Raw genomic sequence first — 25,977 nt, 5'->3', positions numbered from 1 at the left:
AGTATGCGACTCAATGTGACCGCTGTCAACATGGATGTTGTCGCCTCACCTGGCCTGATCGCCCAGCCTTGTAGCCACTGGTCACGCTTCGCCGAGCCCATGGATGTGACCGTCGTCAACACTGGGGGTGGATATGCGATCCTTGACGTTATGACCCCAGCCGCCGCGTCTGCGGATCGCCACCGGCCCTATCACCATGGCTCGTTGCGGGCCGCGCTGGTCGACGCCGGAATCGTGCTGGCGCGGGAAGGGGGACCCGATCGAGTAGTTCTCCGGGAGGCAGCCCGCGCGGCCGGGGTCTCACATTCGGCCGCCTATCGCCACTTCGCCGACCGCGAAGCACTGCTCGCAGAGGTGTCCCGCCAAGCCCGAAGCGAACTGGCCTCACGAATGCGCCACCACATAGACGACGCCACCGACCCTGTCAGCCGACTTGGAGCGGTCGGCACCGCGTACGTCGACTTCGCACTGACCGAGCCCGGGTTGTTTCGCACCGCCTTCGATTCGCACCCCACGCCCGGCAGCGACTACCAGCACGACCCGTCGACCACCGGTGAGGTGGAACCGCAGGCCCGCGGCGCCGAACCATTCGACGTCCTCAATCAGGTTCTCGATGAGGTGCAGTCAGCCGGTCTGCTGGACCCGCGCCGCAGGCCGGGGGCCGCCATCGCCGCCTGGTCGGCTATTCACGGCCTCGCCAGTCTGCTGATTGACGGCCCTCTGCCCACCACGAAGGCAGACATCGACTTCGCGCTCGGGCAAGTGCTCGAACTCGTGGCACGCGGCCTGCTTCAGCTGCCCCAGGTATCGGACGGATCCCCCTCCGGCTAGTGTTCCGCGGGTGTCCCGGCCGGCCAGGCCCGAATTTTCAGATGCCGAGCACATGCACACCCGCTTCGGCAAAATCGCGGACCGCGCGGGCGACATTGTTGGCCGAGGTCACCACTACCGCGTCGACAGCGCCGATGTCGCGAATGATCCTCGCCGAGTTGTCGGCGTTGTCGATGGTCGATTCCGCGTCGTGGTCCATATACACACGGGAGGCGGGGACGCCGTGGCCGATCTGGATATCGGCAGCGGCTCGGCAACTGTGCCACCCGCCGCCGGCTCACGGCCACGGCTCCGACGGCCGGACGATATCGAAGTGCAGCCCGCTGGAGCCTTCACCGCTACCGGGGTTCTTCTGTCTGCGGACCCACGAGTGCCAGGAACCGTCGAACCAGCGAGCCAGTACCGGGCGGCGAGTCACCAGTGCGCCGTCGCGCGGGACCTCCTCTTCGTGCACCCAGTCATCGGTGTGCAGCAGCCTGCCGTGCGGCTCGGAAGTGAACCCCGGCTGCTGTAGTGGCACCAGCGCGAAACGGATCTGGTCGAGGGTCACGGCATGCGGGACCAGCGGCAGCCAATAGTCCGGGACGATGGTTTGCACCGCGTAAGAACCGATGTCACGCGGCGGCGGGCTCTCCGGCGCGATCCGCAGCCACCGTTCACGGCGGTCGACACGGTCGCCCTGCAGATCGGTGAAGGACTTCTCGACCGCCCACGCGAGGTTGGCGAGTTCGTCGCGCAACAGTGCGACGGTCTCCAATGGCTCGCCGACAGTGCCGCGTTCGGACGGCATGACAAGCAAACCGTCGTCGGTGCCGGTGACCGTGAACATATTCCAGCCCTCGTTTTCGCGTCCGGCACGGGTGATTTCGTGTTTGCCGCCGAACGAATCCGAGACGACGAGTTTGTCCAGCACGGTGAGCGAGCCTGCGGGGACCTCCAGCGGAAGCAGGAACCGGTCGTTGCCGTACACCTCCGCGAACGCGATCAACAGCAGCCTGCCGGTGTCGAGCTTCTCGACGTCGGTCGAGCCGAGATCGATCTGCGCGTCTTCCATCTCCCAGAACCGGTCCGCGGGAATGCCGCCGTATCGGACGGTCGAAGGGATCGCCTCCCTGGTGAACATGTGCACCGCGGCCGGTGTCGTCGGCGCGGGTGTCGCGGTCGGATCGAGGTCGACGGTGAACCAGTCCAGACCGTCGCCGAGGTACTCCTCGGAATGGAAGACCTTGTCGCCGAGGGACATATCGACGCGATGTTCGAAGCGGTGCGGGTCGAAGGTGTCCGGCGCTGCGGCGGGGAACAGGCCGCGCCACCAGGTCAGCCAGTCGGCAGGGACGGAACCGAGCCCCGCGACGACGGGCGCACCGTCGGTGAAATCGGCCACCAGCCGTTCGGCGTCGGGCACTTTCGGCGCGAGTAGTGTCACCAGGTTCGACGGTCCGGTCGGGGGATGTTCGAAACCGTAGGCGGCGAGCACATCCGGCGTGCGTGCCCGTAGCCCCTTTTCATCGAGCATCCGCAGGAAATGGGCGCCGCCTTCGATTCTGGTCAGCTCGTCCGGGGCCGTGATGTCCTCGGATTCGACCATCCCGTCCAGGGGGCCCGATTTCGGGTCATAGGGCACCCAGGAGCGGTCGACCGCCAGCTCCCCCGTACGGCCCGCGGGCCGCCACGCGGAGATGACAGTGCTGTGCCCGGACAGTTCCACCAGCACCGGTGACCCGGCGTCCTGTCCGGCGAATTCGCCGAACTGCCATTGTCTCGTCAACGCCCAGGCGGGGTCGTGCACGCGGGCGGTGAGGCCGGAGGCGACCTCATTGCTGCGCGGCAACGGCTCCAGCCGGTAGCGGTCGTCGAGACGGAACTTCGGGTTCCCGAGGATGTCGACCATTTTTCGCGGCATTGTTCACTCCTCTGCCAGGGTGCGCCAGAAATCGCTGATCATCGATCCGTGCAGTTGCCCGAGTCCGTCGACGCGCACGGCGGGCAGAATGTCGTCGAGCAACGGCAGATCGCCGATGTCGACGGCGCGCAGCTTCGCCAGCTCGAGCGTGTCACGAACGACGAGGGCCAAACCGTCGGCGGTCCAGCCGCGTTTCGGGTCGGGAGGTACCGCGAGCAGGATCGCCTGTGGCGCTTTGGCATCCGGCCGGTCGAAGTGGAACGACACTCCGGTCAACTCCGATTCCACCGGCACCGCGTCGGGGCCGACCTTGGTGGCCGCCAGCGCGTCCGAGCCGGGTAGCACCTCCATCCATTCGTCGAACACCATGCCGGTCAACGGCTGCCCGGCCGGCAGGTCGAAGGGGGTGTGCCGAACCAGGTGCTGCCGGGCCGGCGGGCGCTGCAACGGATCGAACCTGCCGCCGATCCAGGCGCCGTCGCCGGGCAGCTGAGAGGCGGCAAGCGGGCATGGTCGCCCGGCCCGCACACCGGCCAGCAGCAGGGTCTCGTGCCAGGTGCGGGTGGTCGGGCGGATCGCGGCGAAGCGCAGAACCCAGTCCGCCACAGTGGATCCCGTTGCCGCAGGCTGCGGCAGTGCCAACCCGGAAAGCTCGGCGGTGAGCGGAATGTTGGTGCCGAGGAAGTCGGCCAGCGCGAGCGTCACCGCTGTGAGCCAGCCCGGAGTGGTCGCGTCCCTGGACAATGCGACGAGTCGTTGCGGCAGTTGCGCCTCGATGCCGAGCGCACTGCGCTGCTCGACGGTGTCGACGGCGGTGAGGAAGCGGGCGACCCGATCGCGTACCTCGGCCAGATCCGGTTCCCGGACCTTCGCCTGCTCACCGACGATATGCCTCGGCAGCAGGGCGGACGCACCGCCGAGCAACCGGTTGATCCGCTCGGTGACGGCACGCACCTGGGCGAAAGCGCCGTCGAATTCAGCTACCGCGCCGGTGATTCCGTGCTGCTGCGCAAGCCGTGCGGTGATCCGGCGCTGCCCGCTGACAGCGACATCGAGCACGAATCCGAGTGCGCTGAGCCCGAGTGCGTCGGCGGTGGTCGTGAACGGCTGCGACTGCTCTCCCAGCGTCAGCTTTCCGGACAGCTTCCACCCTGCGGCCGACCCGAGCAGGCCCCCCACCCACGCCTCGACCCGTGGCTCCAGCTCGGCGAAAGCGTCCGTGCCCCAGCCGGGCTCGCGCGGCGGGTCAGGCGGCAGCACCGCCGCGAGCCGATGGGTCACCGCGCGTCCACGATGTGGGGTGCGCAGCACGTCGAACCGGTCGGGCACGTCCTCGCCGCGCCCGAGGGTGTCGGCGGCAAGCCCGGCGCGCATGGGGTTGCCGCCGACGAGCTGATGCACGCTCTCGGCGAGCAGCAGGTCACCGACAGCGTCGAGGGCGTCGACCAGATCGTCGAGGATGGGCTTGACCTTCTCGCCGTGCTCGAACAGAAATCCGTGCTCGGTCAGTAGGGCGGGCACCGCCCCTTGGGCGTGCGCACGGGCCAACTGCATACCGTCGACGACATTCGCCGCGGCGATGGCTTCGGAACTGCGCTTCCAGAGATCGGGCTGCGGGTTGCCATCCGCGGGTTCCGGCACCACCGGTGTCGGAAACACCGTGCGGTAGCGCGGTTTCTGGGTATCGAGGTTCGCATCGTGCAGCGCCCGCTCGAATCGGTACCCGAGCAGGGCGCCGAGGGTCTGGCCGCGCCGCACTCCGCCGAGCAGCCAACGGGCAACGCGCGCCCGTCGTGACGTCAGGTCGACGGCGAGCGTGGAATCGCCCTTATGAGAAGTGAATCCCGAGCGCAGCACCGCAGCAGTCGCCGCGTGATGCAGCGACGGCGCATGGATATAGCCGTCGGACTCCTGCACCGTGCCCGGACGTAGATTCTCCACCCAGCCGTATCCACCGAGACGTATCCCGGACACACCCTCGGCACGTGTTCGGCTGAGCCGTTGCGTAGCCAACGAGGTTACCCAGGCGTCGAGGCGGTGTGCGGTGACGTCGAACAATTCGAACAACAGCGGCAGAAAGTCCTGCGGCGCGAGCCGGGACAGCGCCGCCAAACCCGCGAGCAGTTTGCCTGCGGCGGGCAGGCCCTGGCGGCCGAACTCGCGGATCGCGTCGAGTTCGGCCTTCGGCGTAAGAGGGGCCATGATCAGCTGCGACAACAGCCGGTCCACAGTCGCGAGTATCGACAGTGCCGACTTCGCGAGATCGGGTCCTTCCTGACCGAAGGGTGCGTCGCTGCCGCTGCTGACCAGCCAGGGGAGGAAGTCGGTCGGCGATCCGGAATCATCGGCGAAACCGACCGTGCCGAAGATCGTCGCACGCCGATCGGGTGCGACGCCGTCGATGGTTATCGGCCACCGCTCGAGGTACTGCTCGTGGGTGATTCGGTCGGTCAGCACGTCGATGGCGTCGTGCAACTGGTCGCGGCTGTTCGCGAACAGCTCGGGGTATTTCGCCGCGTTGGGCGCGAGGCGCTCGGCGACCTTGGCGTAGTCCGGCGGCTTGGAGTCCGACACCCACGCAAGGTTGCTGACGTCCTCGGTAGGTTGCGCCCAGCGCAGTCCGGAAAGAATGCCGCCGACAGCCACGGCAGGCCCGGGGGAACGCAGACTCAGCTTGTCGAACTTCTCCCGACCACCGTTCGGGGACAGTACGCGGCGGATCACGAGATCGTTCGACACCGGGAGACGGCACAGGATGTCGGCCGCGACCTGGTCGGCGGGCAGGCCGTCGGTCACTCGCGGAATCCAGCCGGAGACCAGCGCGGCCCGCCAGTGATGCCGCAGCCGCAACAGCCAGGGCAGCATCAGCGAGGCCGCGTCGTCGGGCCGGTCGGTCGTCCATTCGTCGACCGTCGACACCGGAAGCACGCCGTAGGGCTGCCGTCCGACGCGGATGGTCGGCAAAGGTCCACGGCTGCGGACGAATTCGGCCATGTGATCTCTGATGGTCAGCCAGAGTCCGAGTCGCGAGACTTCCTCCGGCGTGCCGAACAGCCCTTGGTCTTCGACCATCTTGAAGGCCAGACCCCACCAGGCCAGGATCGCCAAAGTCTCTGCCGCGGCATCACCGGTGTGCTCGGCGCCCTGGCAATCGGTGAGGAATCCGGCGTCGGTGAGTCCGAGCGCACGGGCCATCCGGTCGGCATCGGTCGGGTTCGGTTCGGGTTCACCGGGTTTGGCGGGAATCACCAGCAGCTGGCCCTCGTCGATGACATCAGGATCGGGGATCTTGTTGGCAGCGGCGATGATCGGGAACAATTCGCCGTCGCCATAGAAGCGTTTCGCCAGCTTGAACAACGTGTCGTTCGCCGTTACCCGGTGCGTGCGCGGAGCGATGTCCGGGTCGCGTGGGGGCGTCGGTCCCGGCGGCGTGCCATCGGGACGTGACGACCACGAGGTTCGGCTCTGCGGCGTGTTGTTGGTCGGTGTGCCCGGCGCGAGGAAGGCGAGACCGTCGGTGTACGCGTGACCGTGCAACGTCGTGCGCAACCGGTCGGCAGCCTCGGCGGGCGCGCGTTGGCTCACGCCGACGACGAAGAGTTCGTCGAGGTGGTCCACCTCGGCGGGCAACGTCAGCACGGTGGCCATGCCCTCGCGCACTGCGTCGTCGAAATCGATGGCCCACGCGGCATGCCGGCGATCGGGTGCGGCTTCGTCGGCGGCGAGCAAACCCAGTGGCAAGGGGTCGCGGATGTCGGCGCCGACTTCGTCGACCACCACCAGGCCGCCGACCAGGCCCAGGAAGCGCCAATGCGCGGGCATGGTGGTCACTTCGGGGGCGCGTCGCTTACGTGGATCGCGCAGTGCGGGGTCGGGCGCACCGGGACGCGACACCCTGGTCGCCCAGGCGGCGCGATTCGGGCTGAGGGTCTCGAGCAGGGTATGCCAGGCTTCGTCCCCTGGGTTCTGCCAGTACTTGCGCGCCGCGGCGAATTCGCCAGGGGTAAGTGCGGAGTCGAAGCCATCGATGTGGATGTCGTCGGGGTAGACGCGCACTTTGATGCTGTGTTTGTCGGCGGTCCATTTCGTCTCGATGCGCACGGGCAGCAATGCGATCGGCTCTGCGCTATGCTCGCCGAACAGCGGTGCACCCGAATCAAGCTCTGCGGCAAGGTTTTCAGTGGTCTCGTCCAGCCTGGCGCGCAACTGGTCCAATTCGGCGCGCCGGGCCGCCTGCGCCTGCTCCACCGGCCTCAGTACCGTCTGTGGCGTATTGCCGTGCGGTACCTCGGTGGGGGGCGGATTGCTGGCCACCCATGCCCGTACCCGGCCGAGCTCGAATTCCTTGTCGTCGGCCAGCGCCAATTTGTTGTCGTGCTCGAGCCGGACCATATCCAGGGTGCGCCGCAGCATGAACGGGCTGACGTCGGGAGTGACCGGACCGGTCCCGATGTCGGGAATGATCAGCAGTTGGCCGGGGAAGATCAGGTTGGGGTTCGGGATGGAGCTGGCGACCGCGATGATCGGAAACAGCTCACCCTTGCCGTAGAACCGCTGCGCCAGCCCGAACAACGTGTCGTCCTTGACGACACGGTAGGTCCTGGTGACGGGGGGAATCATCAGCCGTCGCCCGATGGCGAGTTTCTTGGGGTCGGCGATTGCGTTGGCGGCGGCGATGATCGGGGACAGCTCACCCTTGCCGTAGAAACGTTGCGCCAGCCCGAACAACGTGTCGCCGGCGACGACGACGTGGGTCCTCCCAGTCCCGGGGATCACCGGTGGGCGGCGCTGTCCGGTGAGTTCGGGGATGACCACCACCTGACCGACCGCAATGTGGTCGGGGTCCGGGACCCGGTTGGCCGCGGCGATGATCGGGAAGAGCTCACCGTTGCCGTAGAACTGTTGCGCCAGCCCGAACAATGTGTCACCCGCCACGGTGGTGTGCGTCTTGATGATGTCGGGAATGATCAGCGTCTGGCCGATGGCGATGTGGCCCGGGTTGATGATTTCGTTCGCTGCCGCGATCACCGGGAACAGCTCACCGTTGCCGTAGAACTGCTGGGCCAACTGGAACAGTGTGTCGTGTGCGACCACCGTGTGAGTCCTGGCCATGGCTACTCCTGTCGTGTCACACCGGGCCGAGCATCGTGTTCGGCGAGAAGGCCAGCTGGAATGGCCGTTGGAAGATGATCCGGGCGAAGTCGGCGGGGTCCGCACTCTGCCAGGTCGCGGGATCCGGCTGCTGCGGCGTGGGTGGCGCCCCGCCGCCGAGCCGCCGCACAAAGCCGTTGGTGAGCGGCACCTCTGGCCAGCCGAGGTCATACCAGTGCTGGTACGGGTTGGTCGAGGACTGATCAAATCCGAACTGCGCGCCGCGCATCGGTTCGCGCACCACGAACATCCATTTCTGGGCGCGGACGGTCGGCTCGTCGAGGTCGAAGCAGTACAGGTTCGTCCGCTCGTCCACCGGCAGCACGAACTTCGGCTCCTGCCATTGCACCTGGTCGCTTTCGACCTTCTTTTCCACCGACTTCGCGGCAAGCACCACTGTGCCGGGGTAGCGCCGCAGCACTTCGCCGCGCACCAGGAGTACCAGCAAATCCTTCGCACCTTCGGCACTGTGTTCACCGAGCGGGACGTTGGGGTCCCACAGCGCGATTTCGCCGTACTGGGGTTGCACACCGCCGGGGGGCCAGAAGCGGGAAAACGGTGTTCCCGCTTCGTCGGTCGGGAATTCGCGCCAGCGCAGCTCTCGATTGAACTCCTGGTTGAGGCCGACGAGTAGTGCTTCGACGAACCCCGAGTTGATTTCCAGCAGGGTCGCGCTGTTGTCGGGGAAGGTGGTGATTCCCGGGACGGCCCACTCGGGCCAGCGAGCGAGAATCTCCGCGGCAATGGGGAATCCGAATTCGGGGTGCGCCATGATCTGGCGCAGCGGTCTCCGATCGGTGTCCGCGCGGGCCGCGACCGACGCCGTCGGGATGATCTCTTTCATCCGCTCGAGCTGCAGCGGCAGCGGCCGGATGACCGTCCGCACACTGCTCGCGATCGCCTCGATACCCATGCTCACCCGGAATTCGGTGGGCGTCTGGGTCGCCAGGCTCTCGGCGAGCACCGATCGACGCAGGCCGCGCAACTGCATCGGACGCGGCACCGGGAGTGCGCCGCCCGCCATCGTCTCCGACATCGAGGTGCCGACGTCAGCGAGTTGCCGCGCGGCGTCCGCACCGCCGAATGCCGCACGGGCGGTGAACGATTCCTGTTGGGCGCCGACCAGGCCGACCAAGGTCTGTGCGGCGAACAACGAGGACGGGTCGCGCGCGACGCTCGTCGCCGCCATCGGCCCGACCGCGTCGGAGATGGCGGCGAACCACAGCGCCGGTTTGGCGGGCACCACCTCGGTGCCGCCTGCCGCGGTGGTGAGGACCGAGCCTGTCGGCATTTCCGCTGCGGAGGACCCCGCGGCACGTGCGCAGCGTCGTGCCAACGCGCCGTGTGGGCGGGTGAGCCGGACGAACGCGGTGGATCCGGAGCCGTTGGGGACCGCCGAATCGGCGAGCACCTGCTCGAGCGAACCCTGTTCGGCCACTCGGACTTTTGTGCGCAGCATGTCGGCAAGGCCGGTGAATGGCGCGGGCGCCATCGTCGCGAGGTGTTTGCCTTGCGCGCCCGTGCCGGTCTGCTCGGCCAATTCGGTGGCCGCGAGCAGCCGATTCGCCTCGTTGACGGCGCCGACCTGTTCCCAGGCCCGTGCCATCAGGAATTCCTGTTCCAGCTGGACGTAGCGCGCACCGAGCGCAGCCGCGACGCGGAACTGCACCTGAGTGTTCAGCGTGCGCACCCAACCGGTGGCAGGCAATGTCTGATCCCCGGTGTGGTGGCTGCCGTACAGCGGTGGCGCGACGGCCTTTTCGTCACGGTCGGGGGGCACTCCGACCCGGCCTTTGCGGCCTGCGGGCGCGTCGACCCGCTCCTTGATGAGGTCTCGGTAGCGCTGCATGCTCGCTGGATCGGACCACTGTTCGTGGTGTGTCTCCGATCCCGGAAGACGCAGCGCGCCTTGCACCTTCACGGCGACCTCGGCGGGTGCGCCCGCCGGGGGCTGCTCGTGCGGCCACGGCTGGTGCACGTCGATCGGGCGGGACCCGAAGCCGGGCAATGTCGACGCGACGACCGGATCGATCTTTCTGGCCAGGTCCTCGAAGGTGCCCTCCTCCCCCGTACTGAATTCCCACCAGTCATAGACCGGTAGCTCGACCCCGCCTTGCTGCCCTGGCGACCAGGCCTGTGCCGCGCCGTCGGCGGGGACCTCCATGCCCAACCCCGCGGCGCGACCGGCTTTCGTGGTCGGCACCACGCACGCGATCCAATTCTTGCCTGCCGCGAGCCGTCGCGGGCAGATCAGCCGGGAGATGACGGTGTCGAGCCCGGTTCGATAGTCCCGGTCGACGGCGTCGTTGGGCGGTCCGTCGCCTTCCACGCGCGCCTCGACATGCACCCAAGAGGCGGCATCGGCGAGGTCGGGCAGTGCGGAGGCGGGCACGTTGACCGACCACAGCGGACTGCTCTGCGCGGGCCGTCCTTCCTCGGCGGCCAGCACGAGCAGCGCCAGCCAGGGCATTTTCACCGGTCCCGGAATGCTGAACAGCCAGGGCAGTGTCGCGTCGGCGAATTCGATCAGCGCGAGATAGTCGGCGGCGCCGTCTAGTGCGCCGGGCGGCGGCTCACGTCGGACCACCATCGACGGCTCGAATCCCACTGTGTCGCCGGGGCCGAGTAATTGCAGGGCGGGGCCCGGGAACGTGCGTGGCTGCTCCGGCGGCTGATCCTTGACCGACCGGCTTACATCGACCGTCGGAGTGAAGCTCGGCCGCGCATTCTTCGTCGTCCGCGCGACAGCGGCCGCGCCGATCTCGACTGTCGATACGAACCAACGACGACTCATCGGTTCATCACCACCTTGGGAACCAGATTCTCGAACGGGCGCTGCGCGAGCCGCCACCGGTCCACCCGTTCGGCGGCGGTGATCGTGCGCGCGAAAGTCTCCGCGAGGAAGTTGCCGCGCAGGCGCAGGATGATTCGTGGTGCGGGCGGGGCGGGGAACCAACCGGGTTCCACCTTGTAGCCGGTCTCGTATCTGTCGTCCATCACATGCGCAGGCCCGGGCTTGACAGCAGCGGTGTTCGAGAGCGCGAAACCGCCGGTGTGCTGCTCGAACGCGCCACGGCCGAGTTGTTCGTCATCGCTCATCGCGAAGTACTCGCCGGGCACGAACTGCTCGGGAACGGGAATGGTCCGCGGCAGCTCTATCTCGGGATCGAGATGAGCCGAGGTGATCTGCCAGGTCTGCGTGGGCACGCCGCGTCGGTGGAATCGATTGATCGCGATGCCGAGCGGCACGACCGACTGACTGACCTGCAATGACGAATCAGCCTGCGCGACGACCCCTTTCGCGAGGTCCTGCTTCGCTGTCTCGGTGAACTTGATGCCCGCGCGTTGCGCGGCCCGCCGCTCCACCGCCCACGCGTCCCGTTGGCCGACCGCCTTGGCGACATGGTCGAAGATGTCCTCGGTCGATTGCGCGAGCGGCGCCGGATCGCCCCACCGGACATCGAAATCGAGCGACACCTCCCAGAACAGCACCTCGATGCTGCCCTTGCCGTAGGCATGCCACGGCGCCGGGCCCTCCAGCGTGAAGTCCAACCCGATGCCGGCCAGTCGCTCACCGAACGCGAGGACCGCGACACCCGCGTAGACATGCGCCTGGAATGCCAGGGTCGGCTCCCACACGAACAGCGCGTCGAGGCCGAGCCAGCCCTCCAGCCCACACTCGGCGACCGTCGCGTCGAGGTGGAGTTGCGCGCCGAACTGCAGCGAGTTGGACGTCAGGGCCAGGTAGGACTCCGCGCGGAGCCCCAGCACGCCGCCGCCGAGGTCCATCGACAGCCGAGCCAGCTGCGGGACGCCGGGTGGGCGGGTGTATTTGGGGTGGAAACCGCCCGCGGACAAGACGAATACCGCGTTGTCGCCGCCGCGGAACAGCAGATAGATGTCACCGGTCACCGGAATCCCGACGATCCAGGACCCGGCGAGCGAGACCTGGATCTCGACCTCCGGAACCGCGGGGACGATCTTGCCGTACACGCCGGCCTGCAAACGGATCAGCGGCACCGCCGGATCCGGCAGCGCGATCAGCGCTCGCCCGAGCAGCAGCGCCCGACCCGGGTCCGGCAGTTCGAGTATCACCGCGACGGCGACGCTGACCATGCGACCGCCCCAATTGATCCGGACCATCGGGCCGACAATGAATCGCCCGGGAGCGACCGGGAAGCAGGATTCCAGCGAGCCGACGATCTCGTCTGCTCGGGCAATCGCATTGCCGGGGAAGAGGATTCGATCGGCATTGCCCTCGCTGACCAGTCCGCGCAGATGATCGGTGTCGGCGCGTCGGTTGATGCCGACCAGTCCGCCGACCGCGTCGATCGCGAAGCCGAAACCCAACTGGATACCAGGGTAAGGGAATTCGGCGCCCAGCAGGACGAGCAACGACAGCGGCGGATTGTTGTTGTTTCCCGGTAGTTGCAGCAACCCGAAGGCCGTCACATGCAGTACGCCGAGAGTGACGTCGAGTCCGCCCGCATAGGCGTCCGGGCCGCGCTTCTTGAAGAAGCCGCCGCCGGATACCGGTCCGAGCAACATGTCGACGCCCATGCCGGCCGGGAGGTCAGCCAGGATGTCGGTTCCGATGCCGATCCGGTCGGGCAGGAGGATCGGAATGCCGATACCCACCTCGTCCAGGCTCGCGCTCATCGGCAGCGCGGGCGGCTTCGCCAACACCGAAACGCTCGGCCGCAGCACGAACTTGCCGTCCACCATCCCGAGTTCGACCGCGAAATTGCGCACCGAGATGCCCGGCAGCTGGAGGTTGATCCTGCGCTCGACGCGCACGCGACCTTCCGCGAAGCGCAGACCTTCGGTCCGGCTCATCTCCAGGACGAGATCGGTCGGTGAGGTCTCCGCGCCGCTGCCGCCCAGCAACCCGGCCAGGATCGCGGGTAGCAGTCTGGCCGAGAACTTTTCGACACTGATGTCGACATGCGCCGGGGTGGTCGGGGATGCGGCCAAGGTTGCCGCGACGCGCTGCGTCGAGATCCCGAGTCCGCCCGGTCCAACAACAGCAAGTGCTTTCTTGCCGACAGTGATGGCGACGGTGCCCGCGGGCGCCGCCGCCGCGCCGCCCTGGGTGAACGTCGCGGTCCACGCGTTCTCGGTCCGGACCGACACGGTTAGATCCCACTCGGCACCGACCACCGAATGGTCGAGTACCGCGTTGGGGGTGACGACAAGATCGATGACCGGGCCCGGGGACACCGCGAGCACCCCACGAGAGCCGTTCTTGGTGAGTACGAAGGCGAGCCCGCGAGTCCCGTCGGACCGCTTCCAGCCATGTGCACGCAGCGGTGAGCCGGCGTCGCTGATATTGCCGACCAGGTCGTGCACCAGCTTCAACAGACTGTGCTGATCGGGCAGGTTCGCCAGCGGCTCGAGTAACTTGCCACTCAGCGCGGGGTCGGTCTCCCCGGCGAGCACCGGCAAGTCGAGAGCGTCGGCGAGTGAGGTCACCGCCCCCCGCGCCAGCCCCCACAGCAGCTCCGCGACTTTCGCCAACAGTTCCTCGGGGTCCATGGCAGCCTCCTCACCGCATCTACCGATCGGAGCTACCGATCAGCCATCCCCAAGCTATTGCGCGCACGCGGACCGAACACGAGTAGCGACTACTCGAAAGCTCGCGGGGACCTCGCCTCGGGACACGCGGAGTCGGCGCGCCGCAGTGCCCCCCTCCCCCGCACCCGGGCAAGCGGCTGCGATCACCGCCGGGACGATGCACACCTGACTTCCCGTCGCAGATGACCGAGTGCAAGCAACAATCCGGCGGTCGCCAGGTAGTCGACTGCGCGGAAGACCGCTGCCGAGTTCGCCACAGCAGGAAATATTTCCGTGCGGGAATAGCTGAGCCCGCGATACGTTCGACCGAGATGGTTAGTCGAACGAACGAGAGGGGCCGCCCGGTGGCGACCGAGACAGTGGAGTCATCTGTCGGCTTCCGATCCGAGCGTGGCCCGATTCTCGGTGCGCTGATGCTGGCGACGGCGCTGGTCGCGCTGGATTCGACGATCATCGCCACCGCGGTGCTCACCATCACCAGCAACCTCGGTGGCTTCAACCAGTTCCCTTGGCTGTTCTCGATTTACCTACTCGCGCAAGCGGTTACGGTCCCCGTATACGGAAAACTAGCTGACACTGTCGGGCGGAAACCGGTGATCCTGTTCGGGATCGCGGTGTTCGCACTAGGTTCGCTGCTGTGCGGACTCGCGACGAGCATGCTCGGTCTGATCGTCTTCCGTGCCGTGCAGGGCATCGGTGCGGGAGCCATCCAGCCCATGACCATGACGATCGCCGGCGACCTGTACACGCTCTCCGAGCGGGCCAAGGTGCAGGGTTATCTGGCCAGCGTGTGGGCGATGTCGTCGGTCCTGGGCCCGCTGTTGGGCGGGGTGTTCGCCGAGTACGTCAACTGGCGCTGGATCTTCCTGGTCAACCTGCCGCTGTCGGCGCTGGCCGCGTGGATGCTGCTGCGCAGCTTCGCCGAGAGCACGCCGCGCCGCAAACAGCGCGTCGACTATCTCGGAGCCGCTCTGCTCACCGTCGGCGCGGGGGCGCTCATCCTCGGACTTCTCGAGGGCGGTCAGGCCTGGGCCTGGTCCGCACCGGCCAGCATCGCCATCTTCGCAGGCGGCGCGTTGGTGCTGGCGCTGTTCGCCCTTGTCGAGCGGCGTGCCGAGAACCCGATCCTGCCGCTGTGGATATTCACCCGACGGGTGATCGTTGCGAGCAGCCTGGTGTCCCTGCTGGTCGGCGCCATCCTGCTCGGAATGACCTCCTACGTGCCGACTTTCACCCAGGGCGTGCTCGGCACCGGCGCCCTCGTCGCCGGTCTGACGGTCGGCGCGCTGACCCTCGGCTGGCCACTGGCAGCATCGCAGGCCGGAAAGGTGTACCTGCGCATCGGCTTCCGCTTCACCGCATTGATCGGCAGCACCCTGGCCACCCTCGGCGCCGCGTCGACGCTGCTGATCGACGAGAACTCCACACTGATTCAGGTCGCGGCGTCGTGTTTCGTCATCGGCATCGGCATGGGCTTGGTCGCCACCCCCACCCTGATCGCGGCGCAGACCAGCGCAGAGTGGACCGAACGCGGCGTTGTCACCTCGACGAATATGTTCGCGCGGTCCATCGGCAGTGCGGTGGGCGTCGCGGTGTTCGGCGCGATCGTGAACGCTCGCATCGGCGACACCGACCACCCCGCCCCCGCGACGCTGTCCTCCGCCGTGCATCTGGTGTTCGTGACGGTCGCGGTGATGGCTCTGGTCATGGTGGTCGCGTCCGCGATGATGCCGAGCCGGGGCACGAACCCCGCGTAACCGTGGTCTCGATCAGGCGTGGTGTACCCGGATGCGATTACCCAGCGACGAAACCTCTGGTGGAAGCAGACATTTTCAATTGAGGTCCATTTACCGCCATTGTAGCGACTTTTGTCGCAAACGATGAAACCGATCGGCACAGGATGACACCCTGCTACGAAACGGCACACCGATCCGCGATCTCGGCCAGCGCCCGGACACGCAGATCCGACGGCAGCTGCTCTGCTGCAGTGCGTACCGCCTCGACGGCGGATTCCGACAGTGCGTCGAGGGTCGGGCGGTACTCCGACCACAGGTCGTGTTCGGCGGCGGCACGAAGCATTTCGGTGAGCTTCGCGGCGGAGGCCAGGTCGACGAAGCGTTCCAGGTGCCGAGCGTCGTCGACCCAGTAGGCCGCACGGACCAGTGCGACACCGTCGAGTGCCGCCTCGGTTGCCCGCGCGGCGTCGTCGGAGATGGTGGCAACCAGATCGCCGAGAGTGATCCAATCCTGTCGGGCGGCAAGCACTTCGGCGACGGCGACCACGGTCGCCGCAGGCAACCCGGCAATCATGGGTGCTGATCGGCGGGCATCGAGGTGCGCCGCGACGTCGGCCAGGAAGTCGGCGGGCAGGCGTTTGGCGACGTCCACGGCGTTCGACACCTCGAGCACTTCCGATGTCTTCGCGGCGAACAGCGCGTTGTGGTTGCGGGTCACCAATTTTGCAATGATCGGGTTGGGGATGACCTTGCTCGCGGCAACGACCCGACGCAGGCCTTCGGATTGGCCCTCGAAGAACAGGTCGCCGATCTGGAATCGGAAATCACGCAGATCCGAAACGGACACGTCGGCGAGGGAGGTGAGCTGATCGACGGGGATACCGAGTGTCCGGGCAAGTTTGATCAACTGGACGTTCACCGTCGTATCGGTGCCGCTCACAGTCCGGCCGCCTTCTTGACCGCCGCGCGCAGCAAACGCGGCATGAAGTCCAGCAGTGACATCGCCGCGGCGCCGAGATCCTCGCCCTGTTTGCGCCGAGCCTGGTCCACCACGGCCACGAGTTCGGTCTGCACGTCCTGCGGCAGCGCGGCGATACCGGAGGGCAGGTCGCCGGGCACCAACTCGGCCAGCGTCTTCGTAGTCATCCCTACCTCCATACGACAGTGGAGTTGCGGCGGATCGCGATCGCAGGCCGCTCGTCCCGATGGTTACCGACGCGGCCGGGACTACAGCTCACCATGCTTCCCTCCATGATCATCAGCGATCAGCTCCGACGCAATGCGGGCGCGCCGTTGCGGGAACTCGGGTCGAGCGAGCACCTGGTTGACGGTGCTGCCTGCATGGCCATAGCCGTCTCGTCGAACGACGGCCCGGAGTCGGCAGATCCGAAGTCCCAGCCGGCACCGGATAGCCGAAAAGCAGCCTTCAGACAGTGACTGCGGCGTGTACGAGGTTGTGGTCCGACAGACCGTCGACGTCGTCGACCGCCGCGTCGCCTACAACGGCGTCGTGCACCACGATGTGGTCGATGAACTGCGATTTCGGGCCCGAGGTTCGCGGACGGGTCGGGAGGGAGTCCGGCGGGAGGTCCGCGATGACGAAGCCGGGGCCGAGCCCCGACTGCACAGCGGCTCGGTCGATATTGAAGTCTCCGAGCAGCACGACTGCCGACCCCGGTGCGGCGGCGGCCAATTCGGCCAAGCGCGCCAGTTGCCAGGTGCTGCGCCGATCCCCGCTGACGTGGGTGGCGATGACCAGCAATCCGGCTGTGCGGACTGCCAGCGTGCCATTGCCGGGATCGTTCTCGAACGGCTCTGCGGTGACCTCCTGGCCTGCGCCGTCGACCAGCAGCACCAGATACTCGCCACGGTCGTGCAATGAACTCACGCCGTGCCGCGGCACCGGAACCCGCGGATACCGCAAAGCGTGAATTGCCCTGTTCGGCAATGCATCCCGCAAGCTCGCCAGTTGATCCCCACTGACCTCTTGTAACGCGATGACGTGCTCGTCCCGTGCCGCCACCAGCGCCGTGACCGCGGCAATCCTTGCGGTCTCATCCGGCCAGCGGTCGATGACCTCGGCTCCCCAGTTCTCCGCATGCACGCGATGCAGAACATTCCAGGTGGCCACGGTAGTCATAAGTCGCGATGGTAATGACTCGGCCGCACCCGCACTACGCAACACCTCGGTGCTGCCGAAGGTCGTCGGACTATCCGCCGCTTCGACACCGCAGGCTCCGCTGCGTCGAGTGACACCCAGAAAACCGGAATCAACACCCGAGAAGGGCTCGCCGCCGCCCTCGACCCCACACGAGACTGAACCCAACAGTGCCGGTTGAATCTTCAGGGGTTGTTGTGGGGCCACCTGCCAGCCGCTTCAGACCGTTCGTATGCCGTGGATGATTCCTCTTTGGGGGTCGATTCTACTGGTTGACGGTCGGTGGCTACGTCGCCCGCATCATGGTGCGGGAATGGGTCGATATCGCGTTTATCAGCAAGACCCACGATGTCGTCGATCACGACACCAACATCCTGTGCTGCCACCAATTTCGGTGAATCCCTGAGGCCGGCCCGGTCCAGCTCCCTGCCGCAGGCTGCGGCCACAAGGCCAGGTTGGCCACCGCGCTTGCGGCCCGACCGTTGACGCAGCGACTTCGGCGACGGCCTGCACAACCCTCGCTCCCCAGCGGCTTCGACGAATTCTTCGAGTTCATACCCGCCGGCGTTCCAGCTCCGCGATACGCGTGTCCCGCCCAACGATCCGAGCCTTCAACACGGCTATCTCCGCAGCCTGGGCAACCACCGACTCGGCAAGTCGCCCATAGGTCGGCTGCGACATGAATGCACTGCGCCACAACGAAATACGCCAGACACGATGCCACGCCACGCCGGCTGGACCGTCATCAATTTCAATTTTCCTTTCCCTTGCCAGGCGGCATACGGGATTCGAGGTACACATTCGTCTCATCTTGTCGCTCAAGAGCACCACGAGCTATAATAGCATTTGTGGATAAATTAGAAAAATGAAAGGAGAGAATCGTGACGAAGAGTTCGGAAAAGGTGCAAGAACTTAAAGACCGTGCAGAGAACGCGCAGAAAGAGATAGCGGCGGCTCAGAAAGAAAAAGGGAAGAAAGTGGATGCCGTTATCAACTCCGCCAAAGCGGAGGCCAAAATCAGGCAGGATAATTTCAAGGCGAATATCGCAGCGAGGAAGGCTGTCGCCGATTCCGACTGGGGAACACTCCAGGCGGAGCATAACAAACGGGTCGAGAAAATCAAGAACACTATTGCGGCCAAGAAAGACGCTCACGACGTGAAAGTCGCAAATCGCCGAGCCGATGACGCGGAGGGCTATGCCTCGGCTTCGATCGACTATGCCTTGATGGCAATTGACGACGCTGAGATCGCCACCCTGGAAGCCATTGATGCTCGGGTTTATGCAGAATCGCTGACCTAGGGCGTGTGTCGAAGTAGGTGAGGGCGGGCCTGGTTGCTTGCCCTCACTCGTGTCGAAGCCATTCGCGGCGATGTGGATTGTGGCCAGGTAGCGCGTTGTCGGCGAGCACCCGATCTGGTCGTACGCGCGGCCGCCCGCCCGCGAGCTCGGCAACCTCGATCCCGTCGAGCACGGTCGTGAACTGTGGACTGTCACCCACCCGGCCAGCGGTGATCAGCATTGCCAGCACCCGGCAGACCTGCTCACACGCCAGATGCAGCTTCGTCGTCCAGCCACCCCGCGACCGCCCCAAACCATGATCGGCAGGCTCCGGCCTACCACAACCACCCGGTGGTTCAGCCTGACCTGCACCGCTGCGGCGCGCACCGGCAGCGTGGGAATGGGCCCACATGATCGTCGAGTCCACACCTGCCACACGATCGCACTCGCCGCATCGGCGAAGACCTGCAACAACTTCCAGATCACCAGCCACACGCCGCCCTGCCGCCAGCACCGGAACAACCCGTACACCGCCGATCAGGATCCGTACTGTGATGGCACATCACGCCACGGGCTTCCGACCCGCGTCCGCCACCGGATCCCGTCGATGAGCTGCCGTTTTGTCCACACCGGCGGACGGCCCGCCTTGCCGCGAGGCGGCAACGGCTCCAGCCGCGCCCACTGGGCATCGGTCAGATCCGCCCGCCCCGCCGCCGCTACGCTGGTCACGAGGTCTCCGGTCAGGTCTCGGTTTTCTCGGTCGTAAACCACCTATCGGAGACCTCACCCATCTGCCAACGCAGACAACAGCTTTCAGAAGCCTGCTGGGGGACACCGCGCAGCGGTGCTCCCTCTCACCTCATTTCGACACACAACCTAAGGCGGTCACCGTGTACTCGGCGGGCTGGGTCGGAATTGGGCGGCGTTGGCGCGCTCGGTGGCGATGTGGTTGCGGCGGGCGGTCATGGCGGCGGGTAGTGATGCGCCGGTGGAGATGGCATGGTGGAGGGCGAAAGCGTCTTGAATGGCGTCGCGGGCGCCGACGCCGGCCGCCGGGGTGATGGCGTGATCGGCGTCGCCGCAGAGGATTACGTCGTCGCGAGGTGGACGGGCACCGGCCAGCGGGACGTTGCGGGCGTTCGAGACGTGGACGGTACCGGTGTCGTCGAGCATCGCGTCGACCAGGTCGGGGATGTCGGGTGCGACGGCGCGGACGGCGTCGGCCCATTCGTGGACGGGGTGGAAGCCGATGTCCTGGAAGGGGATCGGCGGGCGGGTGATGCGGGCGAACCAGGCCGCGGTGTCGTCGTTCCAGAGATGCCCGAAGGCGTCGGTCGGCTGGCCGTCGCCGATGCGGTGGATCTGGAAGTGCAGCAGCGACTTCTCGCTCGGCGGTGTCAGCGGGCCGTCGGTGACGCCGTAGACCACCACCTGATGGGCGTAGATCGCGGGGCGGGCGGGTTCCAGCCGCGCACGGACCATCGAGTCGATTCCGTCCGCGGCGATCAACGGACCAACGATCGGTAACGACTCACCCCGTATTCGTACCGTGCCCGCGTCGAAATCGGTGACCGGACAGTCGTATCGAATGTCCGCGGGGGTCGCGCGGGCGAAATCGGTGAGCACCCGCATCAGGTCCGAGCGGAAGTACATGCGGCGACCGTCGCCGGGAATGGTCCGGTCCCGGCCGCCCGCCTCGTGCACCGCGAGTCCATCCACCGCGTGCGACACGGCATGCAGGTTCGCGACCGATACCCCGAGCTCGCCGAGCGTGTCGTGCGCGCGGCCGTCGAGGACGAGGAACGCACCCTCCTCGACGGCTGCGCGCCGCTCGTACACCGTCACCGAAACCCCGTCCCGCGCAAGGGCTCCGGCGAGCACTGTCCCGGCGATGCCGCCGCCGATGATCGTGACCATGAGCGCTCCTCGATCGTTGTCTACCGCCTCGGCCGGGGCGCGCGAGTTACTCGACGGGTTCGGGTACGACGGCGCGCTTTCCGAGCCTGTCCAGCACCACGTATCCCGCGCACACCAGCACCGCCCAGACTGCACCTACGACGACCGCGGTGCGACCGCTTTCGGTGCAGAACAGCAGCACGACCACGAGTCCGAGGAACGCGAGCGCGAGCACCGTCGTGTAGGGCGCGGCGGGTAGCCGGTAGTCACTGGCGGGCAGCTCGCCGCGCGCCACCTTGGCGCGGTAGATCAGGTGGCAGACCAAGATCATGCTCCAGACGAAGATGATGCCGATGGTGCTGACCGAGGTGATATAGGTGAAGGCTTTGTCCGGCGAGACGATGTTGACGATCACGCCGATGACCATCGCCGCGGCCGAGGCGGCGATGCCCGCGAACGGCACCGAGCGCGAACTGAGCTTGCCGAGCGCGGCCGGTGCTTCTCCGTGCAGCGACAGGGTGCGCAGCATGCGGCCGGTCGAATAGATGCCCGAGTTACACGAGGACAGTGCCGCGGTCAGCAGCACGAAGTTGATGATGCCCGCCGCGCCGGGGATGCCGATCTGCTCGAACACCTCGACGAACGGGCTGCGCCCCGCGTGGAAGTTGCGCCAGCTCGACACCGACATGATCACCAGCAGCGCGCCGACGTAGAACAGGCCGATACGGAACGGCAGCGTGTTGATCGCTTTGCGCAGGGTCTTGCGCGGCTCGCGCGCCTCACCGGCGGTGACGCCGACCAATTCCACACCCACATAGGCGAACAGCACGATCTGCAGGACCAGCAACGATTGCCCCAGACCGTTCGGGAACACCCCGCCGTCGGCCCACAGGTTGGTGACCGTCGGGTTGGCCGCGTGCCCGAAGCCGAAAATCAGCACTCCGATGCCGATCAAGATCATGCCGATAATCGCGGTGACCTTGATGGTGGAGAACCAGAACTCGCCCTCACCGAACAGCCGTACCGAGATGAGGTTCGCGGCGAACATGACCGCGAGCACCACCAGTGCGGTGATCCACGGTTCGATATCGAACCAGTACTGGACGTATTTGCCTGCGACGGTGATCTCGGCCATGCAGGTGGCGACCCACACCGCCCAGTAGGTCCACCCGGTGACGAACCCGGCGAAACGTCCGAGGAATTCGTGCGCGTACTCCGCGAAGCTGCCCGAGACGGGCCGATAGGTGAGCAGCTCACCGAGCGCCCGCATGATGACGAAGATGGCGACGCCGGCGGCGAGATAGGCCAGGATCAGGGCGGGACCGGCTTGTTCGATCGCGCCACCGGCGCCGTAGAACAGGCCGGTGCCGATTGCACCGCCGATGGCGATCATCTGAATCGTGCGTGGATTCAGGCCCCGCGAGTAGCCTTCCCCGCTCGATGCTGTCGATCCGGCCGGATCGATGGGCGCCGTGTCCGCTTGTAGCTGACGGTCAGAGGCTGTCATGAGGGGTCACGCTACCGTCAGTGGATCACCTGCGCGCCACCACCGGGAACGGCCGCCGCTCGTCTCGACCGAGGACCTATCAGGGATGCCTCGCGCGGCACGCCGGTTCGATGATCTACCAGGTACCGTAGTAAGGCAACCCTAATTGTTGATTATCGGAGGTTACCTTGGCCCGACCCCGCACCACACTGACCGTACAACGCACCGAACAACTGACGCCTCACCTCATCCGAGTTCATTTCGGCGGACCGGGCTTCGCCGCGTTCCGGCCGAGCGAATTCAGCGACTCCTACGTGAAGTTCATTTTCCCGCGCGACGGCATCGATGTACTGCGGACCTACACCGTCCGATCCGTCGACGCCGCCGCCGGCGAGCTCGCGGTGGACTTCGTCTATCACGGCGACGAGGGCATCGCAGGCCCGTGGGCGGCGACGGTCCAGCCCGGCGAGACCATCGACGCCTTCGGCCCTGGCGGCGCGTATTCGCCACGTGCGGATGCCGACTGGCACCTGCTCGCGGGCGATGAGGCGGCACTGCCCGCCATCGCCACCGCACTGGAAGCCATGGACCCCGCCGCGCGCGGCCGCGCGTTCCTCGAGGTGTCCGGACCAGCAGACGAGCTGCCGCTCACCGCGCCCGACGGCATCGAGGTCACCTGGCTGCATCGCGGCGAAAGGGCGACGGGCGAACTGCTCGCCGAGTCGGTCCGCAACGCGCCGTGGGACGGAGGACAGGTCCAGGTCTTCATCCACGGCGAGGCCCAATCCGTCATGCACGATCTGCGCCGCTACATCCGTCGCGAACGTCATGTGCCCGCCGAATGGGCGGCCTCGATCTCGGGCTACTGGCGGCGCGGCCGCACCGAGGAAGGCTTCCGCGCGTGGAAGGCCGACCTCGCCGCGCAGGAGCAGGCCGAACCGGCGCGCGCGATCAGCTGACACAGCTGCGCCCCGTCACCTGATCGGCCTCGATGCCGGGGCCATCGCGCGATCGGCGAAGGTCACGAGCTTGCCGGACCGACGACCAAAGCGTCGCAGGACCCTGTGCCCGAGACACCGGCGGCCGGGTTCACTGGATCGCAGTAGGCCCGGCCACCGGCTCGCCCGTTATTGCTGCGGTGTTCGCAGCGCCTCCTCCACGAACCGTGTCGTGTAGGTGTCCGACAGCTTGATCCGGTCGCGCATCGGTCGCACGTTCGTCGAGTACTTGCCGAGGATGTTCAGGACATTCTGGGCGCCTTCGGGTTTCATCAACCCATTGCCGTTGAACATGCCGATCGAGTCAGCGATCGACTGGACGTAGAGATCCTTGCCCGCCGACGCGTATTGCGGCGGCATCTTGTCGGCGATCTCCAGCGGAGTGTGCGTCTCGATCCACTGCAGCGTCTGCACGAACGCCGCCGCGAGCTTGCGCACGATGTCCGGGTGCGCGTCGACGGTGTCGCACCGCATGTACAGCGACGACGCCGGGTACAGGCCGCCGAGCGCGGCACGGGTCCCCGCCTCGGTCCGCATGTCCACCAGAATCTTCGCCTCGCCCGAATTCACCATCTGCGCGACGGTCGGATCGGTGGTCATACCCGCGTCGATGCCGTTATGGTTCATGCCCGCGATGAACGTCTGCCCCGCACCGGCTCGCACCCGGGTGTAATCGGCGGTGGTCATGCCCTCCTTCCCGGTGAGCGCCTGGGTCAGGAAGTCCGTCGACGAGCCGAGCGATGTCACGCCCAGGTTCTTGCCGCGCAGATCGGCCGCGGAGGTGATAGTCGCGGCATCCTGCGCGGACACCAGCTCTACTTCACCCGGCACATCGGCGAACTGCACCACCGAGGTAAGGCACTGTTCCTTGGCCTGCAGGTCGATAGTGTGGTCGTAGAACCCGACAACAGCCTGCACATCGCCGGTGAGCAGCGCGGTTTCCGCAGACGCACCGGACTGTTCGCCGAGCAGCTTCACGTCGATGTCGTTCTTCTCGAAGAAGCCGAGGCGCTGGGTCAGCATGGCGGGCAGATAGATCACCTTCTCCAGCCCGCCGACCATGATGGTGATCTGCGGGCGGCCATCGACCATCGGAATGGTGCGGGAGTCCCGGCAGCCGGTCGCCAGCAGCAGCGCCGCGATCACCCCGACGACGACCGTCAGATGCTTGTAATACCTCATCGTCAGATCCCGTGGTTCGAGGTCGCCTGCGAGGGACGCCATTTCAGCAATCGGTTCTCCGCGAGACCGATCCCCCATTCCGCGATCAGCGCGATCACGGTGATGATGATCATGCCCGCATAGATGCCCGCGGAATCGAAGGTGCCCTGCGCATTGCTGATCAGCAGACCCAAACCCTTACTGGAACCGGCATATTCACCGACCACCGCGCCGATCAGCGCAAAGCCGAAGGCCGTGTGCAGGCTCGACAGGATCCACGTCGTCGCACTGGGCAGCACGATCGAGCTCAGCACCTGACGACGGCTCGCGCCCAGAATGCGGGCATTGTTGATGACATTGCCATCGACTTCCCGCGCGCCGGTGAAGGCGTTGAAGAAGACCGCGAAGAACACCAGCACCACCACGGTCGCGACCTTCGAGCTGAGCCCGAGACCGAACCAGATGATGAACAACGACGCCAGCACGATACGCGGAACGGCGTTGAGCGCTTTGATGAACGGGGCGAGCACCTCCGCCCAGTACTTGCTGCGGCCGAGCAGCACGCCGAGCACGACGCCCGCGACAGTGCCGATCACGAAGCCGAGCACCGCCTCCTGCACGGTGGTGTAGATCTGCAGCCAGATAGATCCGAATTGCGTTCCCTCGGTGAACCATTCGACAAGCCGTTCCCAGATCGCCGAGGGCTTCGAATAGAAGAACGGGTCGATCCACAGCGTGGCGGTGAGCTCCCACGCGCCGAGCCAGATCACGACGAGCGCGGCGCGCAGACCCCAGGTGCGCAGCCGCGCGCGGCGGGCGTTGCCGCGCACCCGGTCGAGAATCTGCTGCTCGGTTTCGATTTCGACCTCGGGCGCCGATGCGGCCACCTCGGTCAGGACATTATGCGACACGGGAGGCTCCCTTACCTCGGGCTGCCTCGACCTGATCGCGCAGCGTTTCCCAGATTTCCTTGTAGATGTCGCGGAACTCGGTGGTGAGCCGCACCTCCTCGACGCTGCGCGGGCGCTCCAGGCCCACGGTGAAGTCGCCGCAGACCGTCGCCGGGCTCGCGGTCATCACGACCACCCGGTCGGCAAGCACGATCGCTTCCTCCAGATCGTGGGTGACGAAGATGACCGCAGCGCCGGTGCCCGCCCAGACCCGCAGCAGTTCGTCCTGCATCAGCTGCCGCGTCTGCACGTCCAACGCGCTGAACGGCTCGTCCATCAGCAGGATCTCGGGATCGGTGACCAGGGTCTGCGCCAGCGCGACGCGCTTGCGCATGCCACCGGAAAGCTGGTGGGGGTAATAGCCCTCGAAGCCGGCCAGGCCGACCGTGCGCACCCAGGTCGCGGCCTTCTCGCGGGCCTCGGACTTCGAGGCACCGCGCAACCGGGGGCCGAACGCGACGTTGTCCAGGACGCTCTTCCACGGCAGCACCGCGTCCTGCTGGAACATGTAGCCGACGCCGCTGGGGATGCCGTCGACATCCTTGCCGCGCACCAGGGTCCGCCCCGCCGAGGCGGGTTCCAACCCCGACACCAGCGACAGCGTGGTGGATTTTCCGCACCCCGTCGGCCCGACGACAGCGACGAATTCGCCGGGTCGCACCGTGAGATTCAGATTCCGGACGGCGGTGTGGATGCCGCCGCCGGTGCCGGGGAAACGCTTCGTCGCGCTCCGCAGCTCGATCAGTGGTTCGGTCATTCTCTTTGCTCCTACTGAATCAGGTACAGCGAAAGCTACGTGGTCCGGGTCACACATCGGAGCTTGTGCGCACAACCGGTGCAAACTCCCCGATTC

The 25,977-nt window shown here is 66.5% G+C and carries 21 protein-coding genes; 6 read left to right on the top strand and 15 right to left on the bottom strand.

Translation table 11 applies throughout. The annotated features are described in order from the left end of the window. The first annotated feature begins 3 nt into the window (after nt 1-3). Nucleotides 4-831 carry a TetR/AcrR family transcriptional regulator gene (locus OHQ90_RS20155; RefSeq protein WP_328399692.1) on the top strand — a complete coding sequence of 276 codons (828 nt, stop codon included), beginning with the start codon at nt 4-6 and terminating at the stop codon, nt 829-831. A 37-nt stretch (nt 832-868) separates the two neighbouring features. Here the strand turns inward: OHQ90_RS20155 and OHQ90_RS20150 are convergent, their stop codons facing one another. The 5 genes from OHQ90_RS20150 to OHQ90_RS20130 form a co-directional block, all read right to left on the bottom strand. After that, complete coding sequence (locus OHQ90_RS20150; protein WP_442941143.1) at nt 869-1,036, bottom strand: ElyC/SanA/YdcF family protein; 168 nt, start codon at nt 1,034-1,036, stop codon at nt 869-871. A 72-nt stretch (nt 1,037-1,108) separates the two neighbouring features. Further along, a complete protein-coding gene (locus OHQ90_RS20145) occupies nt 1,109-2,734 on the bottom strand; it encodes a hypothetical protein (RefSeq protein ID WP_328399688.1) in 1,626 nt (541 codons plus the stop codon). A 3-nt stretch (nt 2,735-2,737) separates the two neighbouring features. Next, entirely contained in the window at nt 2,738-7,846 is a 5,109-nt protein-coding gene (locus OHQ90_RS20140; RefSeq protein ID WP_328399686.1) for a LysM peptidoglycan-binding domain-containing protein, read from the bottom strand. A 16-nt stretch (nt 7,847-7,862) separates the two neighbouring features. Then, on the bottom strand, nt 7,863-10,679 hold the full coding sequence (locus OHQ90_RS20135) for a hypothetical protein (protein ID WP_328399684.1): 2,817 nt from the start codon (nt 10,677-10,679) through the stop codon (nt 7,863-7,865). Next, nucleotides 10,676-13,420, bottom strand: a complete 2,745-nt coding sequence (locus OHQ90_RS20130; RefSeq protein ID WP_328399682.1) for a DUF6603 domain-containing protein — start codon at nt 13,418-13,420, stop codon at nt 10,676-10,678. The genes OHQ90_RS20135 and OHQ90_RS20130 overlap by 4 nt, the downstream gene beginning before the upstream one ends. Before the next feature lie 383 nt (nt 13,421-13,803). On the opposite strand from OHQ90_RS20130, the gene OHQ90_RS20125 reads away from it, so the two are divergent. Continuing rightward, entirely contained in the window at nt 13,804-15,216 is a 1,413-nt protein-coding gene (locus OHQ90_RS20125) for an MDR family MFS transporter (protein WP_328399680.1), read from the top strand. Between the two features lie 154 nt (nt 15,217-15,370). Here OHQ90_RS20125 and OHQ90_RS20120 read toward each other — a convergent pair whose 3' ends face one another. Together OHQ90_RS20120 and OHQ90_RS20115 are read right to left on the bottom strand one after the other, a co-directional pair. Then, complete coding sequence (locus OHQ90_RS20120) at nt 15,371-16,135, bottom strand: hypothetical protein (RefSeq protein ID WP_328399678.1); 765 nt, start codon at nt 16,133-16,135, stop codon at nt 15,371-15,373. Continuing rightward, nucleotides 16,132-16,341 carry a hypothetical protein gene (locus OHQ90_RS20115; RefSeq protein ID WP_328399676.1) on the bottom strand — a complete coding sequence of 70 codons (210 nt, stop codon included), beginning with the start codon at nt 16,339-16,341 and terminating at the stop codon, nt 16,132-16,134. The genes OHQ90_RS20120 and OHQ90_RS20115 overlap by 4 nt, the downstream gene beginning before the upstream one ends. Before the next feature lie 105 nt (nt 16,342-16,446). Here OHQ90_RS20115 and OHQ90_RS20110 point away from each other — a divergent pair, with 105 nt between their 5' ends. Continuing rightward, nucleotides 16,447-16,632, top strand: a complete 186-nt coding sequence (locus OHQ90_RS20110; RefSeq protein ID WP_328399674.1) for a hypothetical protein — start codon at nt 16,447-16,449, stop codon at nt 16,630-16,632. Here the strand turns inward: OHQ90_RS20110 and OHQ90_RS20105 are convergent. After that, nucleotides 16,622-17,335: an endonuclease/exonuclease/phosphatase family protein gene (locus OHQ90_RS20105; protein WP_328399672.1), complete on the bottom strand. Its 714-nt coding sequence runs from the start codon at nt 17,333-17,335 to the stop codon at nt 16,622-16,624. The two genes, OHQ90_RS20110 and OHQ90_RS20105, sit on opposite strands and share 11 nt — an antisense overlap. A gap of 290 nt (nt 17,336-17,625) precedes the next feature. Between OHQ90_RS20105 and OHQ90_RS20100 the strand changes: the two genes are divergently transcribed. Together OHQ90_RS20100 and OHQ90_RS20095 are read left to right on the top strand one after the other, a co-directional pair. Continuing rightward, nucleotides 17,626-17,751 (top strand): hypothetical protein, encoded by a 126-nt coding sequence (locus OHQ90_RS20100; protein WP_328399670.1) that lies wholly within the window; start codon nt 17,626-17,628, stop codon nt 17,749-17,751. A 483-nt stretch (nt 17,752-18,234) separates the two neighbouring features. Next, entirely contained in the window at nt 18,235-18,654 is a 420-nt protein-coding gene (locus OHQ90_RS20095; protein WP_328399668.1) for a hypothetical protein, read from the top strand. A gap of 43 nt (nt 18,655-18,697) precedes the next feature. Here the strand turns inward: OHQ90_RS20095 and OHQ90_RS20090 are convergent, their stop codons facing one another. The 4 genes from OHQ90_RS20090 to OHQ90_RS20075 all read right to left on the bottom strand — a co-directional run bounded on the left by OHQ90_RS20090 (nt 18,698) and on the right by OHQ90_RS20075 (nt 22,036). Further along, nucleotides 18,698-19,045, bottom strand: a complete 348-nt coding sequence (locus OHQ90_RS20090; protein ID WP_328412963.1) for a hypothetical protein — start codon at nt 19,043-19,045, stop codon at nt 18,698-18,700. A gap of 125 nt (nt 19,046-19,170) precedes the next feature. After that, nucleotides 19,171-19,362 carry a transposase gene (locus OHQ90_RS20085; RefSeq protein ID WP_328399666.1) on the bottom strand — a complete coding sequence of 64 codons (192 nt, stop codon included), beginning with the start codon at nt 19,360-19,362 and terminating at the stop codon, nt 19,171-19,173. 156 nt (nt 19,363-19,518) lie between these two features. Further along, a complete protein-coding gene (locus OHQ90_RS20080; RefSeq protein WP_328399664.1) occupies nt 19,519-20,550 on the bottom strand; it encodes an FAD-dependent oxidoreductase in 1,032 nt (343 codons plus the stop codon). 46 nt (nt 20,551-20,596) lie between these two features. Beyond that, nucleotides 20,597-22,036 (bottom strand): amino acid permease, encoded by a 1,440-nt coding sequence (locus OHQ90_RS20075; protein ID WP_328399662.1) that lies wholly within the window; start codon nt 22,034-22,036, stop codon nt 20,597-20,599. A 167-nt stretch (nt 22,037-22,203) separates the two neighbouring features. On the opposite strand from OHQ90_RS20075, the gene OHQ90_RS20070 reads away from it, so the two are divergent. Continuing rightward, nucleotides 22,204-22,974, top strand: coding sequence for a siderophore-interacting protein (locus OHQ90_RS20070; protein WP_328399660.1), 771 nt, complete (start codon nt 22,204-22,206; stop codon nt 22,972-22,974). A gap of 168 nt (nt 22,975-23,142) precedes the next feature. Here the strand turns inward: OHQ90_RS20070 and OHQ90_RS20065 are convergent, their stop codons facing one another. From OHQ90_RS20065 to OHQ90_RS20055, 3 genes are read right to left on the bottom strand one after another with little or no spacing between them, the layout of a single operon-like run. Further along, nucleotides 23,143-24,195 (bottom strand): ABC transporter substrate-binding protein, encoded by a 1,053-nt coding sequence (locus OHQ90_RS20065; protein WP_328399658.1) that lies wholly within the window; start codon nt 24,193-24,195, stop codon nt 23,143-23,145. A gap of 2 nt (nt 24,196-24,197) precedes the next feature. After that, a complete protein-coding gene (locus tag OHQ90_RS20060) occupies nt 24,198-25,085 on the bottom strand; it encodes an ABC transporter permease (protein ID WP_328399656.1) in 888 nt (295 codons plus the stop codon). Beyond that, nucleotides 25,075-25,881, bottom strand: a complete 807-nt coding sequence (locus OHQ90_RS20055; RefSeq protein ID WP_328399654.1) for an ABC transporter ATP-binding protein — start codon at nt 25,879-25,881, stop codon at nt 25,075-25,077. Before OHQ90_RS20055 ends, OHQ90_RS20060 begins: the two co-directional genes overlap by 11 nt. Between the last annotated feature and the right edge of the window lie 96 nt (nt 25,882-25,977).

This window comes from Nocardia sp. NBC_00403 (genome assembly GCF_036046055.1).
In the GTDB taxonomy this organism is placed as follows: Bacteria; Actinomycetota; Actinomycetes; order Mycobacteriales; family Mycobacteriaceae; genus Nocardia.
Note: the sequence above shows the minus strand (reverse complement) of the source record. Positions and strands in the feature narration are given on the sequence as shown.

Bases quoted from the DNA above. Each gene is read 5' to 3' on its own strand.
- OHQ90_RS20130 (WP_328399682.1), bottom strand. From the start codon at position 13,420: ATGGACCCCGAGGAACTGTTGGCGAAAGTCGCGGAGCTGCTGTGGGGG.
- OHQ90_RS20090 (WP_328412963.1), bottom strand. From the start codon at position 19,045: ATGTGGGCCCATTCCCACGCTGCCGGTGCGCGCCGCAGCGGTGCAGGT.
- OHQ90_RS20065 (WP_328399658.1), bottom strand. From the start codon at position 24,195: ATGAGGTATTACAAGCATCTGACGGTCGTCGTCGGGGTGATCGCGGCG.
- OHQ90_RS20110 (WP_328399674.1), top strand. From the start codon at position 16,447: ATGATCATCAGCGATCAGCTCCGACGCAATGCGGGCGCGCCGTTGCGG.
- OHQ90_RS20105 (WP_328399672.1), bottom strand. From the start codon at position 17,335: ATGACTACCGTGGCCACCTGGAATGTTCTGCATCGCGTGCATGCGGAG.
- OHQ90_RS20135 (WP_328399684.1), bottom strand. From the start codon at position 10,679: ATGAGTCGTCGTTGGTTCGTATCGACAGTCGAGATCGGCGCGGCCGCT.
- OHQ90_RS20140 (WP_328399686.1), bottom strand. From the start codon at position 7,846: ATGGCCAGGACTCACACGGTGGTCGCACACGACACACTGTTCCAGTTG.
- OHQ90_RS20115 (WP_328399676.1), bottom strand. From the start codon at position 16,341: ATGACTACGAAGACGCTGGCCGAGTTGGTGCCCGGCGACCTGCCCTCC.
- OHQ90_RS20145 (WP_328399688.1), bottom strand. From the start codon at position 2,734: ATGCCGCGAAAAATGGTCGACATCCTCGGGAACCCGAAGTTCCGTCTC.
- OHQ90_RS20080 (WP_328399664.1), bottom strand. From the start codon at position 20,550: ATGGTCACGATCATCGGCGGCGGCATCGCCGGGACAGTGCTCGCCGGA.
- OHQ90_RS20055 (WP_328399654.1), bottom strand. From the start codon at position 25,881: ATGACCGAACCACTGATCGAGCTGCGGAGCGCGACGAAGCGTTTCCCC.
- OHQ90_RS20075 (WP_328399662.1), bottom strand. From the start codon at position 22,036: ATGACAGCCTCTGACCGTCAGCTACAAGCGGACACGGCGCCCATCGAT.
- OHQ90_RS20155 (WP_328399692.1), top strand. From the start codon at position 4: ATGCGACTCAATGTGACCGCTGTCAACATGGATGTTGTCGCCTCACCT.